The organism is Methylobacterium isbiliense, assembly GCF_022179325.1.
Classification (GTDB): domain Bacteria; phylum Pseudomonadota; class Alphaproteobacteria; order Rhizobiales; family Beijerinckiaceae; genus Methylobacterium; species Methylobacterium isbiliense.
In genome coordinates, this window is sequence record NZ_BPQQ01000098.1 from 1 (window position 1) to 13,215 (window position 13,215).

At 71.8% G+C, this 13,215-nt stretch carries 14 protein-coding genes and 2 tRNA genes; 6 read left to right on the plus strand and 10 right to left on the minus strand.

The features are described from left to right. A partial coding sequence (locus MFF61_RS30050) for a Crp/Fnr family transcriptional regulator (RefSeq protein ID WP_238241360.1) occupies nt 1–969 on the plus strand: 969 nt, incomplete at its 5' end. A 151-nt stretch (nt 970–1,120) separates the two neighbouring features. On the opposite strand, the gene MFF61_RS30055 is transcribed toward MFF61_RS30050, so the two are convergent. After that, nucleotides 1,121–1,194: transfer RNA gene (locus MFF61_RS30055), tRNA-Cys, on the minus strand. A 178-nt stretch (nt 1,195–1,372) separates the two neighbouring features. Here MFF61_RS30055 and MFF61_RS30060 point away from each other — a divergent pair. From MFF61_RS30060 to MFF61_RS30070, 3 genes are all read left to right on the plus strand, one after another. Next, nucleotides 1,373–1,448, plus strand: a tRNA-Asn gene (locus MFF61_RS30060). Between the two features lie 169 nt (nt 1,449–1,617). Further along, a complete protein-coding gene (locus MFF61_RS30065; RefSeq protein WP_238241361.1) occupies nt 1,618–1,794 on the plus strand; it encodes a DUF1328 domain-containing protein in 177 nt (58 codons plus the stop codon). A 124-nt stretch (nt 1,795–1,918) separates the two neighbouring features. Next, nucleotides 1,919–2,131 carry a hypothetical protein gene (locus tag MFF61_RS30070; protein WP_238241362.1) on the plus strand — a complete coding sequence of 71 codons (213 nt, stop codon included), beginning with the start codon at nt 1,919–1,921 and terminating at the stop codon, nt 2,129–2,131. Nucleotides 2,132–2,138: 7 nt separating this feature from the next. Here MFF61_RS30070 and MFF61_RS30075 read toward each other — a convergent pair whose 3' ends face one another. Next, nucleotides 2,139–2,357, minus strand: coding sequence for a hypothetical protein (locus MFF61_RS30075; RefSeq protein ID WP_238241363.1), 219 nt, complete (start codon nt 2,355–2,357; stop codon nt 2,139–2,141). A 444-nt stretch (nt 2,358–2,801) separates the two neighbouring features. Between MFF61_RS30075 and sseA the strand changes: the two genes are divergently transcribed. After that, entirely contained in the window at nt 2,802–3,665 is an 864-nt protein-coding gene (gene sseA, locus MFF61_RS30080; RefSeq protein WP_238241364.1) for a 3-mercaptopyruvate sulfurtransferase, read from the plus strand. A gap of 30 nt (nt 3,666–3,695) precedes the next feature. On the opposite strand, the gene MFF61_RS30085 is transcribed toward sseA, so the two are convergent. The 4 genes from MFF61_RS30085 to MFF61_RS30100 all read right to left on the minus strand — a co-directional run bounded on the left by MFF61_RS30085 (nt 3,696) and on the right by MFF61_RS30100 (nt 8,059). Then, on the minus strand, nt 3,696–4,505 hold the full coding sequence (locus MFF61_RS30085) for an amino acid ABC transporter ATP-binding protein (RefSeq protein ID WP_238241365.1): 810 nt from the start codon (nt 4,503–4,505) through the stop codon (nt 3,696–3,698). 7 nt (nt 4,506–4,512) lie between these two features. Beyond that, nucleotides 4,513–5,670, minus strand: coding sequence for an amino acid ABC transporter permease (locus MFF61_RS30090; RefSeq protein ID WP_238241366.1), 1,158 nt, complete (start codon nt 5,668–5,670; stop codon nt 4,513–4,515). A 7-nt stretch (nt 5,671–5,677) separates the two neighbouring features. Beyond that, nucleotides 5,678–6,889 (minus strand): amino acid ABC transporter permease, encoded by a 1,212-nt coding sequence (locus tag MFF61_RS30095; RefSeq protein WP_238241367.1) that lies wholly within the window; start codon nt 6,887–6,889, stop codon nt 5,678–5,680. A gap of 150 nt (nt 6,890–7,039) precedes the next feature. Beyond that, nucleotides 7,040–8,059, minus strand: coding sequence for an amino acid ABC transporter substrate-binding protein (locus MFF61_RS30100; RefSeq protein WP_238241368.1), 1,020 nt, complete (start codon nt 8,057–8,059; stop codon nt 7,040–7,042). A 213-nt stretch (nt 8,060–8,272) separates the two neighbouring features. Between MFF61_RS30100 and metC the strand changes: the two genes are divergently transcribed. Next, a complete protein-coding gene (gene metC, locus MFF61_RS30105; RefSeq protein ID WP_238241369.1) occupies nt 8,273–9,460 on the plus strand; it encodes a cystathionine beta-lyase in 1,188 nt (395 codons plus the stop codon). A 34-nt stretch (nt 9,461–9,494) separates the two neighbouring features. On the opposite strand, the gene MFF61_RS30110 is transcribed toward metC, so the two are convergent. The 4 genes from MFF61_RS30110 to MFF61_RS30125 form a co-directional block, all read right to left on the minus strand. Further along, the gene (locus tag MFF61_RS30110; protein ID WP_238241370.1) at nt 9,495–10,091 is read right to left on the minus strand and encodes a pyridoxamine 5'-phosphate oxidase family protein; all 597 of its coding nucleotides are present in this window, start codon (nt 10,089–10,091) and stop codon (nt 9,495–9,497) included. 64 nt (nt 10,092–10,155) lie between these two features. Further along, nucleotides 10,156–10,488: a lipid-A-disaccharide synthase N-terminal domain-containing protein gene (locus MFF61_RS30115; protein WP_238241371.1), complete on the minus strand. Its 333-nt coding sequence runs from the start codon at nt 10,486–10,488 to the stop codon at nt 10,156–10,158. Between the two features lie 6 nt (nt 10,489–10,494). After that, nucleotides 10,495–11,247, minus strand: coding sequence for a glycosyltransferase family 2 protein (locus MFF61_RS30120; RefSeq protein WP_238241372.1), 753 nt, complete (start codon nt 11,245–11,247; stop codon nt 10,495–10,497). Further along, nucleotides 11,244–12,962 carry an ArnT family glycosyltransferase gene (locus MFF61_RS30125; RefSeq protein WP_238241373.1) on the minus strand — a complete coding sequence of 573 codons (1,719 nt, stop codon included), beginning with the start codon at nt 12,960–12,962 and terminating at the stop codon, nt 11,244–11,246. The genes MFF61_RS30120 and MFF61_RS30125 overlap by 4 nt, the downstream gene beginning before the upstream one ends. Between the last annotated feature and the right edge of the window lie 253 nt (nt 12,963–13,215).

The following is a 13,215-nucleotide window of genomic DNA, read 5'->3' on the forward strand; positions in this document are numbered from 1 at the left end:
GGATACCGTACGGTGTTTGACGCTTCCACCCTCGCCTGCACCAAGCGCGTACTCTCGTTGGGGAGCTTCATCACAGTGCGTACGGAGGCGTCGTCGCTCCCTCCTCCTGGACCGAGCGACGGCGCTGGCAGAATCCACGTCGCGCCACGGGCCCGCCAGTGCGTTGCTCCGGGTACGACGATGATGAACCCGTTGGTCACTCGGCTGCGGACACTCACCAGCCTGACCGAGGACGACCTTCAGCTCCTGGCCCGGGCTTGCGGCGTGACGCTCAGCGTCCCGGCTCGAACGGACATCCATCCGGAGGGGCACCAGCCCGACAGCCTGCACATCCTCGTGGAGGGTTGGGCCGCGCGCTACAAGCTCCTGCCGGACGGCCGGCGGCAGATCCCCGCCGTGTTAGTGCCGGGGGACCTGTGCGACCTGGATGGCTTGCTGCTGAAGCGCATCCATTCCGGTGTCTGTGCCCTCACCGCCTGCACGGTGGCCGTGCTCCCCCTCACGCAGGTGAGGGAGCTGATGGACCGCAGCCCGGCGATCCGCGAGGTGATCTGGTGGCTGCAATGCGTGGAGAACGCGGTGTCGGCGGAATGGTCCATCGGGCTCGGCCGCCGCTCGGCGGACGAGAGGATGGCGCACCTGCTGTGCGAGCTTCTCGTTCGGCTCTCGACGGTGGGCCTGAGCAGCGAGAACCGCTACCCGCTGCCGGTCACGCAGGCCGACCTCGGTGACGCGCTCGGCCTGTCGACCGTGCACGTCAACCGGACGCTGCAGGAGTTGCGGGGACGCGGCCTGATCAGCCTGGAGGGCCGCTGGCTGACGATCCACGATTACGACGGGCTGAAGGCGATGGCTGGCTTCGACTCCGACTACCTGCACATCGAGGGCCCACGCCCGGTGGTTGAGGGGCATGCCCAAACCAGGCGTGGTCCGGGCGCGTCCGTCGACGGTCCGCATCTGGAGCGCTGATACCAATCTGAGCGAATTGTTCGGCTCAGCGTACCCCTCGCGACGCTGTACGCTTCGAGGCAGAATTGCCTCCACTAAGGGGGTGGAGTCCCGGTTTGGGAATTCAAAGTTTGGGGAAAAAACCCCAATGGAGTCAACGACTCATTAGGGTTGGAGGCCTCGCCCGGAATCGAACCGGGGTGCAAGGATTTGCAGTCCTCTGCGTAACCACTCCGCCACGAGGCCATTCCGCGGCAGCCCGAAGGCACCGCATCCCCGGGGCGGGCGGCCGGCCCGGGACGAGGGCTCTTTAACAGAGCCCCGGCGGCGGAAGCAACCGGAATGCGCGACCAGAAAATCACCTGGCCGCCGCGCGAACGCCCTTGCACGGCGCGGGCCGCCTGGAGTATGCGTCCGGCGTCGTTCCCCGATAGCTCAGTTGGTAGAGCAGGCGACTGTTAATCGCCTTGTCGCAGGTTCGAGTCCTGCTCGGGGAGCCATCAGGCCCGACCTCCCGACCCGTCCGGCCGGCGATCGTTCCGCGCGGAGCCTGTAAAATTCCCTCGGAACTTGATCGGCCCCGTCCGGGTTTTCCGTGCAAGTTGCTGCGACGCTTTGGACCGGGACTGGTCCGACAGGCGCCAGCGTCATGATTGACGGGAGATCACCATGATCGGATGGGCCATTACGTTCCTGGTCGTCGCGCTGGTCGCGGCTCTGCTCGGCTTCGGCGGCATCGCCGGCACCGCCATGGAGGCGGCCAAGATCGTCTTCTTCGTCGCCATCGTGCTGTTCGCGGTCTCGGCCGTCTTCGGCCTGATGCGCGGGCGCTCGCCGCGGCTCTGACGCACGGCATTGCCGGGACGGAACGGGGCGGCTTCGGCCGCCCTTTTTCGTCGCAGGCGGACGCTGCATCCGGAGGCAGGGGTGGCGCGTTGCCGCCCAACGGCGCCCTCACGGCGGAACTCCGATGACCGGCTTCTTCCTCTACTTCACGGCCTGCCTGTCGGCAGCGCCCGACACCTGCGAGATGCGCCGCCTCCTCCTCGACATCGAGGAGCCGCGCCTGTGCCTGCGGATTGCCCAGCCGCAACTGGCGCGCTGGGTCGGCAGTCACCCCGAATACCGCGTCACGGAGTGGCGGTGCGGTGCCCCGCCCCGCGACCGGGGCCGGCGCGTCTGACGCGCGTTCAGGCGTGCACCGCCCGTTCGAAGGGCAGAATGGCGGCCCGGCGGCCGGATGGCCGCCGTCCGGACATCCGCGGCACGAGTCGATGCACCGTCGCGGTGCGCAGGGCGGCCGCCGCCCGCAGGTCGGCGCACCAGATCGCCGCGGCGATGTAGCCGCGCGACAGAACCACCACCGTGTCGGGTCGCAGGGGGCACTCGAAGCGAGCCGTGACGTGCATCACGACCTCCCTGGTACGGGGCTGGGCGGTCCGGGCCGCCGCCCCGGCATCCGCGGCTCCGGAAAGGGCGTGAGCATCGTCCCGCGGAGCGCGTCGGGCGGGCCAGGCAGCCCTCGGAGTCTTACTGCCTGGCCCGTCGACCGCGCCCGGCCGTGCAAGGGAGAGTGAACACGGCGGTTGCAGTGAGAGGGTTCTAGCAGGAGCCGTGCCAGACCCGGTTCGCTGCCGCATCTCGCCGTCGGCCATCGATCCCCCCTGCCCGGTCTGGCGCGGACGCCGCGCGGGTTCTAGCACGGCGCGTCGCCATCCGGTGTAACCGGCGTTAGCGTCGCCAGCCATCGGCCGGGCGCCGATCCGTGGCCACCTCACCGAATGGTGTTTATAGGTTGGGCAGCCCAAGGCGCGGCCGTTGGCACCCGGCCGCGCGGATCTGAGGTGGACGGCATGGCGACAGGAATCTCGGAGACAGGTCCCTTCGTGACGGCGGACTGGTTGGCGCAGCGGCTCGCCGCTCCCGACATCGTGGTGGTGGACGGCTCCTGGTACCTGCCGGCCATGAACCGCGACGCGGCGGCGGAGTACCGCGCCGGCCACATCCCGGGAGCCGTGCGCGTCGACATCGACGCGGTGCGCGACGAGGACAGCCCCCTGCCCCACATGCTGCCGCGGCCGGAGGTCTTCGCTTCGCGCATGCGGGCGCTCGGCATCGGCGACGGCATGACGGTGGTGGTCTACGACGGGATGGGCCTGTTCTCGGCCCCGCGGGTGCGCTGGATGTTCCGGGTGTTCGGCGTGCGCGACGTGGCGATCCTCGCGGGCGGCTTCCCGGCCTGGGTGGCGGGCGGGCACCCGGTCGAGGAGGGCGAACCGCGGCCGCGCGACCGGCGCCACTTCACCGCCCGGCTCGACCATTCGGCGGTGGCGGACGTCGCCGACATCCAGCGCGCGCTCGCGGGCGCCGCCCAGGTGGTGGATGCGCGATCGGCCGCGCGCTTCGCCGGCGAGGAGCCGGAGCCCCGCCCCGGCGTGCGCCCCGGCCACATCCCGGGCTCGCTCAACGTGCATTACGGCGCCCTGCAGGAGGGCGGACGGCTCAAGGATGCGGCGGCGCTCGAAGCGGCCTTCCGGGAGGCCGGCGTCGACCTCGACCGCCCGGTCGTCACCACCTGCGGCTCGGGCGTCACCGCCGCCATCGTGTCGCTCGCGCTGGAAACCCTCGGGCGCGAGCCGCGGGCGCTCTACGACGGGTCGTGGACCGAATGGGGCGCACGCGAGGACCTGCCGGTGGAGACGGGGCGCGGGCGCTGAAGCCGGAGGCGGGCGCCCCGGCGCCCGCCCTCAATGCAGGATCTGGCTCAGGAAGAGCTTGGTCCGCTCGTGCCGGGGCGCGCGGAAGAAGGCGTCCGGCGTGTTCACCTCGACGATCTGGCCCTCGTCCATGAAGATCACCCGGTCGGCGACCTGACGGGCGAAGCCCATCTCGTGGGTCACGACCAGCATGGTCATGCCCTCGTCGGCGAGGCCCACCATCGTGTCGAGCACCTCCTTGACCATCTCGGGGTCGAGGGCCGAGGTCGGCTCGTCGAACAGCATGATCTTGGGGCTCATGCACAGCGAGCGGGCGATGGCCACGCGCTGCTGCTGCCCGCCCGAGAGCTGGCCCGGATACTTGTGGGCTTGGTTGGGGATCTTGACCCGGGTGAGATAGCGCATGGCCACCGCCTCGGCCTCCGCCTTCGGCATCTTCTTCACCCAGATCGGCGCGAGCGTGCAGTTCTCCAGCACGGTGAGATGCGGGAAGAGGTTGAAGTGCTGGAAGACCATGCCGACCTCGCGTCGGATCTCGTCGATCCGCTTGAGGTCGTTGGTGAGCTCGATCCCGTCCACGTTGATGCGGCCGGCCTGGTGCTCCTCCAGGCGGTTGATGCAGCGGATCAGCGTCGACTTGCCCGAGCCCGAGGGGCCGCAGATGACGATGCGCTCGCCGCGGCGCACGGTCAGGTCGACGTCGCGCAGGACGTGGAAGGCGCCGTACCACTTGTTGACCCGCTCCAGCGTCACCGCCACCGGGGCCTCGGCGAGGCGGGCGGCGGAGGTGTCGGCGGGCGCAAGCTCCGGGTCGGTTTCGGGCAGGTTGGACGCGGTCATGCGGGGATCACCGTCGTTGGCCGGCAGCCAGCCGGCGCTCCACGTAGAGCGCGTAGCGCGACATGCCGAAGCAGAAGACGAAATAGAACAGGGCCGCGAAGGCGTAACCCGTCGTGACCACGGTGGGCGCGGCCCAGTTGGGATCGACGCGGGCGGATTCGATCGTGCGGATGAAGTCGAAGATGCCGACGATCGACACCAGCGTGGTGTCCTTGAACAGGGCGATGAAGCTGTTGACGATGCCCGGGATGACGATGCGCAGGGCCTGGGGCAGCACCACGAGGCGCATGCTCTGCCAGTAGCTGAGGCCGAGCGAGGCGGCGCCCTCGGTCTGTCCGCGCGGGATCGCCTGGAGCCCGCCGCGCACGATCTCGGCCATGTAGGCAGCCGAGAACAGCGCGATGCCGACGAGCGGGCGCATCAGGCGGTCCACCGTGACGTCGCCGGGCAGGAACAGCGGCAGCATCACGTTGGCCATGAACAGCACCGTGATCAGCGGCACGCCGCGCCAGAACTCGATGAAGATCACGCAGACGAGCCGCACCAGCGGCAGCTGCGAGCGCCGCCCCAGCGCCAGCAGGATCCCGAGCGGCAGCGACGCCACGATGCCGACCAGCGACACGACGAGCGTGACCAGCATCCCGCCCCACAGCGCGGTCGGCACCTTGGCCAGGCCGAGCGCGGGCACGCCCGCGAGGAGCGCGTAGCCGGCCAGCGGGAAGATCACGAAGACGTACAGGGCGCCCAGGCCCCGCCGCGGCGCGTCGAGCCACAGCAGCCAGCCGATCCCGACCGCCGCGAGGCCGAAGAAGACGTTGGCCCGCCAGCGCTCCTCGATCGGGTAGGAGCCGTAGACGAAGTAGTTGATCTTCTGGGCCACGAAGGCCCAGCAGGCCCCGACCGGGTGGCCCACCACGTCCGGCCGGCAGGCGTCGCGGTTCGCCCCCGTGAACACCGCATCGATGACGAGGAAGCGGGCGAGCGGCGGCACCGCCAGTGCCAGGATGGCGAGCGCGAGCAGCGTCAACAGGGTGTTGCCCGGACCCGAGAACAGGTTGGCCCGCGCCCAGGCCAGCGGGCCGCTCACCAGCACGGGCGGCGGGGCCGCCGGCACGGTCTCCCGGCGGATGAAGCTGAGGGACAGGGCCTGGGGTCCGGCGCTCATGCTGCCCTCACCGCTCCACCAGCGCGACGCGCCGGTTGTAGACGTTCATCACGAGCGCGGTGACGAGGCTGATGCTGAGATAGACCGCCATCGTGATCGCCACCACCTCGACCGCTTGGCCCGTCTGGTTCAGCACCGTGCCCATGAACACCTGCACGAGGTCCGGGTAGCCGATCGCCACCGCCAGCGACGAGTTCTTGGTGAGGTTGAGGTACTGGCTGGTGAGCGGCGGCACGATCACCCGCATGGCCTGGGGGATCACCACGAGGCGCAGGGTCGGTCCCGGCTGGAGGCCGAGCGCCCGCGCGGCCTCGGTCTGGCCGCGGGACACCGCCTGGATGCCCGCCCGCACCACCTCGGCGATGAAGGCCGCGGTGTAGAGGGTGAGCCCCAGCACCAGGGCGACGAATTCGGGATAGAGCTGCAGCCCGCCGCGCAGGTTGAAGGTGCCCTTCACCGGCACCTCGACCGTGACCGGATCGGCGCCCACGAGCGCCAGCACGCCCCAGGTGGCGAGCGGCAGGCCGAGCACCAGGGCGAGGCCGACGAGCCCCACCGGCGCCTGCCGGCCCGTGCGCGCCTGGCGATGACGGGCCCGGACCCGGTAGGCGATCGCCGCGGCGAGGCCGAGGCCGAGCGCGAGCGGGATCGCCCAGGCATCCGCCGCCAGGATCGGCTTGGGCACGTAGAGGCCGCGCTGGTTGAGGAAGACCGAGCCCGGCAGGCTCAGGGACTCGCGCGCGCCGGGCAGCGCCGAGAGCACCGCCACGTACCAGAACAGGAGCTGGAGCAGCAGCGGGATGTTGCGGATCACCTCGACGTAGACGCCCGCGAGCTTGGCCAGCATCCAGTTGGGCGACAGCCGCGCCACGCCGATCAGGAAGCCGAGCAGGGTCGCCAGCACGATGCCGATGGCGGCGACGATCAGCGTGTTGAGGAGGCCCACCACGAAGGCCTGCCCGTAGGTCGAACTCGCCGCCGCGAAGGGCACCAGCGACTGGCTGACGTCGAAGCCCGCGGTGTTCGACAGGAAGCCGAAGCCCGAGGCGATGCGGGCGTTGCGCAGGTTCTCGGCCGCGTTGTCGATGGCGGCCCAGACCAGCAGGCCGACCGCGAGGACGAGGAGGATCTGGTAGGCCCAGCCGCGCACGCGCGGGTCGTAGAGCGGCGAGACCCGGGGCGGGCGGGAGGGCGGGGCGACCGACGGGCTGTTCGACAAGGGGTTCCGGGTCCGATCGTGATGACGTGACGCGTGCACGGGCCGTGCCGGCGAAGCGTGCGAGCCCGTGTCCCGCCCGGGAGGGGGATCCCGCGCCTCACCGACGCCGCCTCATGCAGGGCGTCCGTGGCGCGGAAGGTCCCGCCCACCTCAGCGGATCGGCGGGCCGTATTGCAGGCCGCCCTTCGACCACAGGGCGTTGACGCCGCGCTGAATCTTGAGCGGCGAGCCCTGGCCGACGTTGCGCTCGAACACCTCGCCGTAATTGCCCACGAGCTTGATGACCCGGTAGGCCCAGTCGTTGGTGAGGCCGAGCCCTTCGCCGAACTTGCCCTCGGTGCCGAGGATGCGGCGCACGTCCGGGTTGTCGGACCCCTTCATCTGGTCGACGTTGGCCTGCGTGACCCCCGCCTCCTCGGCGTTGAGCATCGCGAAATGGGTCCAGCGCACGATGTCGGCCCATTGCGAGTCGCCGTGGCGCACCGCCGGGGCGAGCGGCTCCTTGGAGATGATCTCCGGGAGCACGATGTTGTCGTCGGGGTTGGCGGCCCGCAGCCGCTCCGCATAGAGGCCGGAGGCGTCGGTGGTGAAGGCGTCGCAGCGGCCGGAATCGTAGGCCTTGAAGGTCTCGTCGGCGGTGGCGAAGGCCACGACCTCGTACTTCATCTTGTTGGCGCGGAAATAATCCGCGAGATTGAGTTCGGTGGTGGTGCCCTGCTGGGTGCAGACCGAGGCGCCGTCGAGCTGCTTGGCCGAGGTGACGCCGAGCTTCTTCTTCACCATGAAGCCCTGGCCGTCGTAGAAATTGACCGCAGGGAAGTCGAGCCCGAGCGAGGTGTCGCGCGACATCGACCACGTGGTGTTGCGCGACAGCACGTCGACCTCGCCCGACTGCAGCGCCGTGAAGCGGTCCTTGGCCGAGAGCGGGATGAAGCGGATCTTCGAGGTGTCGTTGAAGATGGCGGCCGCCAGCGCCTTGCAGAAATCGACGTCGAGTCCGGTCCAGCGCCCCTGCGCGTCCGGCACGCCGAAACCCGCGAGGCCCGGGTTGGAGCCGCAGGTGAGAAAACCCTTCTGCTTGATCCCGGCCAGCGTGGACTGCGCCTGGGCTGCCCCCGAGAGGACACTGGCGCCCAGGGCGAGCGTGAGCGCCGCAACGATCGTCTTCATCCGAGTCCCAAGCTCCTGTCGGCCCGTGGCCGGTTGTGGCCCGCGGCCGGTTCGCTCCGTGCCTGCGGGATGCCTGTGCCTAAGCAAAGGGCATTCCAGGCGATGCCCGCTGCCCGGTCAAGGGGTTGGCCCGCCGGGGCGGGGGCGTGAGGCGGCTTGACGCGGAGGTCTCCGGCGGGGTGTGGTCCGGCCTCCCGTCGATCCCGAGGTCCGATGAGCATCACGCCCCCCCGCGACCCGCGCCGTCTCGGCGAGCGCACCCGCCTCGTCCATGCCGGCCGCGACCCCTCCCGCCAGCACGGATTCGTCAACACCCCGATCTACCGCGGCTCGACGGTGCTCTACGAGAGCTACGACGCGCTCCAGCACCGGCGCTCCGAATACACCTACGGGACGGCCGGCACGCCGACCACGCGGGCGCTGGAGCAGGCCTGGACGGAGCTGGCTGGGGCGGCCGGCACGGTGCTCACTCCCTCGGGCCTCGCGGCCGTCACGGTGGGGCTCCTCGCCTGCCTCAAGGCCGGCGACCACCTCCTCGTCACCGATTCCGCCTACCGGCCGACCCGCGCCTTCTGCGACGGCTTCCTCGCCCGGTTCGGCGTCGAGACCACCTACTACGATCCCACGATCGGGGCGGGCATCGCGGAGCTGATGCGCCAGAACACCGCCGCGGTGCTCACCGAGGCGCCGGGCTCGCAGAGCTTCGAGATGCAGGACATCCCGGCCATCGCCGAGGTGGCGCATGCCCGGGGCGCCTGCGTGCTGATGGACAACACCTGGGCGACCCCCCTGCTCTTCCCGCCCCACGCACGCGGCGTCGACATCGCCATCGAGGCGGGCACCAAGTACCTGTCGGGCGGCTCCGACCTGCTGCTCGGCCTCACCTCGGCCAATGCGCGCTACTGGCCGGCGCTGCAGCGGACCTTCGCGCTCTTCGCCATGTGCGCGGGGCCGGAGGACGTCTTCCTGGCGCTGCGCGGCCTGCGCACCTTGCCGCTGCGGCTGGCCGAGCACGGGCGGCAGGCGCTGGCGATGGCGCAGTGGCTGCAGCAGCGCCCCGAGGTGCTGCGGGTGCTGCACCCGGCCCTGCCGGAGGATCCGGGCCACGCCATCTGGGCGCGCGACTTCAGCGGCGCCTCGGGCCTGTTCTCGGTCATCCTGAAGCCCTGCCCGGAGCCGGCTGTGGCCGCGATGCTCGACGGGCTCGAACTCTTCGGGATGGGTTTTTCCTGGGGCGGCTTCGAGAGCCTCGTCATCCCGTTCGACTGCCGCGGCTACCGCTCCGCCACCGCCTGGGAACCCGGCGGCCCGGGCCTGCGCTTCCACATCGGCCTCGAAGACCTCGACGACCTGAAGCGCGACCTCGAGGCGGGGTTCGCGCGGTTGCGCGCGGCGGGGTAATCCCGGCGCGCCATGCTCTGCGGCCGCGCGTGGCTCACGGCACCAGCCACGTCCCGCTCATCTCCTCCCCGTCCCAGGAGAAGCGCGCCCGCCGGTGGCCCTCGAAGGCGAGGTAGAGGAACTCCAGCCGCTCCACCGTCACGAGAACGACGCGGAAGTTCTCGCGGTCGCGGGCCGCCTTCTCCTCGTCGTCCGGCATCGCATAGGCATCGCCCGCGGGGATCGGCGTGCCGGGGCCGGGCACGACGCCGTAGCAGATCCGGCTCATCGGCAGCGCCGCCTCCCAGGCGGCCTCGGTCACCGCATCCTGCGCGTGGAGGCGTGCCCGTCCCTCGATCCGCACCTGGATCTTGGCGGCCGCCTCGTAGGCGTGCAGCGCCACGCGCGGGGTCCGGACGATCTCGGCCGCCTTGTCGCTGCGGTGGTCGGTGTGGAAGCGCAGCGTGCGGGTGCCGGGATCGGCCTCCCGCAGCACGACCGTGCGCAGGCGCGGCGCCCCGTCGAGGCCGATCGTCGCCAGCGACGGCGTGTGGAAGGCTCCGCGCCGGCTCGTCGCCCCCTCGCAGAGCCGCCGCCACGCCTCCTCCAGGCAGGCGGCGAGGTCGTCGTAGAACGGAGGCTGTTCGGTCATGCGGGTCACTCGGCGGGAGCCCGGAAAGCCAAGCGCGATCGGGCCGATGGCACAAGCCCCGGGCTCAGGGCTTCTCCCGCGCCCGGCGCTTCTCGCGGAAGATCAGCGCGAGGTTGCGCAGGTAGATCACCGTACCGAGGCTCTGGCCGAGGATGAAGACCGGGTCGCGCCGGTAGAGCGCGTAGGCCAGCAGCACCGCCGAGCCGCCGAGCGAGAAGAACCAGAACGAGAGCGGGATCACGCTGCGCCCGGCCCGCTCGCTGGCGATCCACTGCACCAGGAAGCGGGCGGTGAAGAGCGCCTGTCCCAGGAGACCCACCAGCACCACGAGGTCGATCGGCCCGGAGAACAGCGACCACAGGTAGGCGCCGAGGCCATGCATGATGTCGGCGACCATCCGACCCTAGCCTCCGTCGGCCGGAACGAGATCGGGGATCCGCCTGCGGCGGCGAATCAGCCACCACACGCCCCCGAGATCGAGGAGCCCGACCCAGAGCCGGTCGAACAGGCCGTAATTCGAGCGTCCGCTCAGGCGCGGCCGGTCGACCACGTCGACATGGACCACCGCGAAGCCCTCGCGGGCGACGAGCGCCGGCATGAAGCGGTGCAGGGCGTCGAAATACGGCAGGCCGAGATAGACGGCGCGGCGAAACACCTTGAGGCCGCAGCCCGTGTCGCGCGTGGCGTCGCGCAGGATGCGGCGGCGCACCCCGTTGGCGATGCGCGACTGCAGGGTCTTCAGCCGCCCGTCCTTGCGCCCGACCCGCTGGCCCTGCGCGAGCCCAGCGCCCGGACCGGCCGCGTCGAGGGCCGCGACGAGGCGGGGGATGAAGGCCGGGTCGTTCTGCCCGTCGCCGTCCAGGGTGGCGACGAGCGGCGCGCGGGCGGCGCGCACGCCCGAGCGCACCGCGGCGCTCTGGCCGCAGCTCGCGCGGTGGCGCAGGACGCGCAGGGTCGGTTGGACGCGCCGCGCGGCCGCGAGCGCCGCCGGCGTGGCATCCGTCGAGCCGTCGTCCACGTAGATGATCTCGAAGGGCGCGAGCGCGGCGCAGGCCGCCGCGATCTCGGCCACGAGCGGTCCGATGTTGCCCGCCTCGTTGCGCACCGGCACCACGACGCTGAGCCGCAGCTCCTCCTGTCCGGCCGCTCCGCTCACGGTGCCACCGCGTAGGCCGTGAGCCCGACCGGCTTGCCGCCGTTGATGTTGAAGCCCGTCACCCGCCCGAGGCTCTGCGGCCGCAGGCCGCGCGCCGCGGCGGCCTCCGCGAAGGGCGCGGCGAAGCGGTCTTCCACGTAGGCGAGGCGGCAGCCGCCCGCCGCCAGGAACGCGGCCGCCTCGGCGCCGGAATCGAGCATCGCGAGGTCGGTCCCGGTGAGGAAGACGAGGCTCGGTTCGCGGTACCCGAGCGTGGCGACGGCGGAGGGTGCGCAGGGCATGGCGCTGCGCAGGGCGGCGAGCCGCGGCGAGACCTTGAGCGCGGCGAGCGCCGGCTGGGTGAGGCCGAACACCGCCGGCCCGAGCAGCGCCCCCGCCACCACCGCGACCGCGAGCGCCTGCTCCGGGAACCCGTCCGCGAACAGGCGCCAGCCCAGAGCGGCCACCACGGTCGCGGCCACGAGCAGGGGCAGGCCGGCGAGCGGCAGCACCCCGTCGAGGCGCCACGCGGCGATGCACAGCCCGATCGTCAGCCCGAGCGGCAGCAGCGGCAGGAGCAGCGCGACGAGGCGCGCGCCCGGCCGGTCGCGGTGCACCGCCCCGCGCGTCACCGCCATCACGGCGAGGATCGCCAGCGCCGGGCACAGCGGCAGCACGTAATGCGGCAGCTTCGTGGGCACCGCCTCGAAGACCAGCCACGCCGGCACCACCCAGGCGATCAGGAAGGCGACCGCATCCTCGCGGCGGCGGCTCCAGGCGAAGGGAATCGCCATGGCCGCGAAGGCGGCGGCGGGCCAGAAGGTGGCGAAGGTCACGAGGGCGTAGGTGCCGGGGGGCGCCCAGTGCTGCGTCTGCGCGGTGCCGACCTTGCCCAGCATGTCGTGCCCCACCGCCTCGCCGTAGAAGGCCGCGCCGGCCTTCCAGGTGATGGCGGCGAACCAGGGACCGGCGAGCGCCAGCACGATCAGGAGGCCGAGGGCCGGGCGCAGGCGGAGAAGCCACGCCCCGGACCGCGCCTTCGCGGCGAGCGCCAGCGCGGTGAGGCCGGCGAAGAGCGGCACCATCGGCCCCTTGATCAGGATGCCGAGCGCCACCGCGATCCAGAACACCAGCACGGTGGAGAGGGCCAGCGGCCGCGTCCGGTCGGAGAGCCAAGCCCGCGCGAGCGCCCCCATCGCCGCCACCGCGGTGGCGGTGAGGAGCGCGTCGGTCTTGGCGAGCCGCGCCTCCGCCGACAGCATGACGCAGGCGCCGACCAGGGCGGCGGCCAGGACGGCGCCGCGGCGCGGCAGGAAGGCGAGCGCCGCCCAGTAGCTCATCAGCACGGTCGCTACGGCGCCCATGAGCGAGGGGATGCGGTAGAGCGCGATGGTGGTGCGGGCCCCCGGCACGCCCAGCCGCTCGGCGGCCGCCACCACGGCGCTCTGCGCCCAGTAGATCCCCACCGGCTTCTTGTGCCGGGCCTCGCCCTGGAAGCGGATGTCGACGAGGTCGCCCGTCTCCAGCATCTGCTTGGAGGCCTGCGCGAAGCGCGGCTCGTCCCGGTCCATCGGCTGGAGCGAGGCGAAGCCCGGCAGGAAGGCGATCAGGCAGAGCAGCACGAGGAGGCCGCAGGCGGCGGCGTGGCTGCGCGCGCCGAGCGACAGGAGCCGGTCGGCGAAGGCGCCCGCAGGGGCGGCGCGGCCGGGGCGCTCCCCGGCGGCAAGGCTCGTCATGCGTCGCTCCGAACCGGCGGCCCCGCGGCGCCACCTTGCCCGGCCGCCGCGACGGGCGCTGCTGTCGGTGATCCGGTCGGGATTGTCAATTTGCCGGCGGCACCTCCGGGTCCGGCGGCGGGCGCCGGCGAACCCGGCGAGGCCGACGGGGCGGCGCCGTTCGTCCGGGCGGATGAGCCCGTCTGCCCGCCGCACGCTCCCGGCGTCGACTGGCCCCCGCGCTGGGGCAAACGTCGCGATACCGACAATTGCT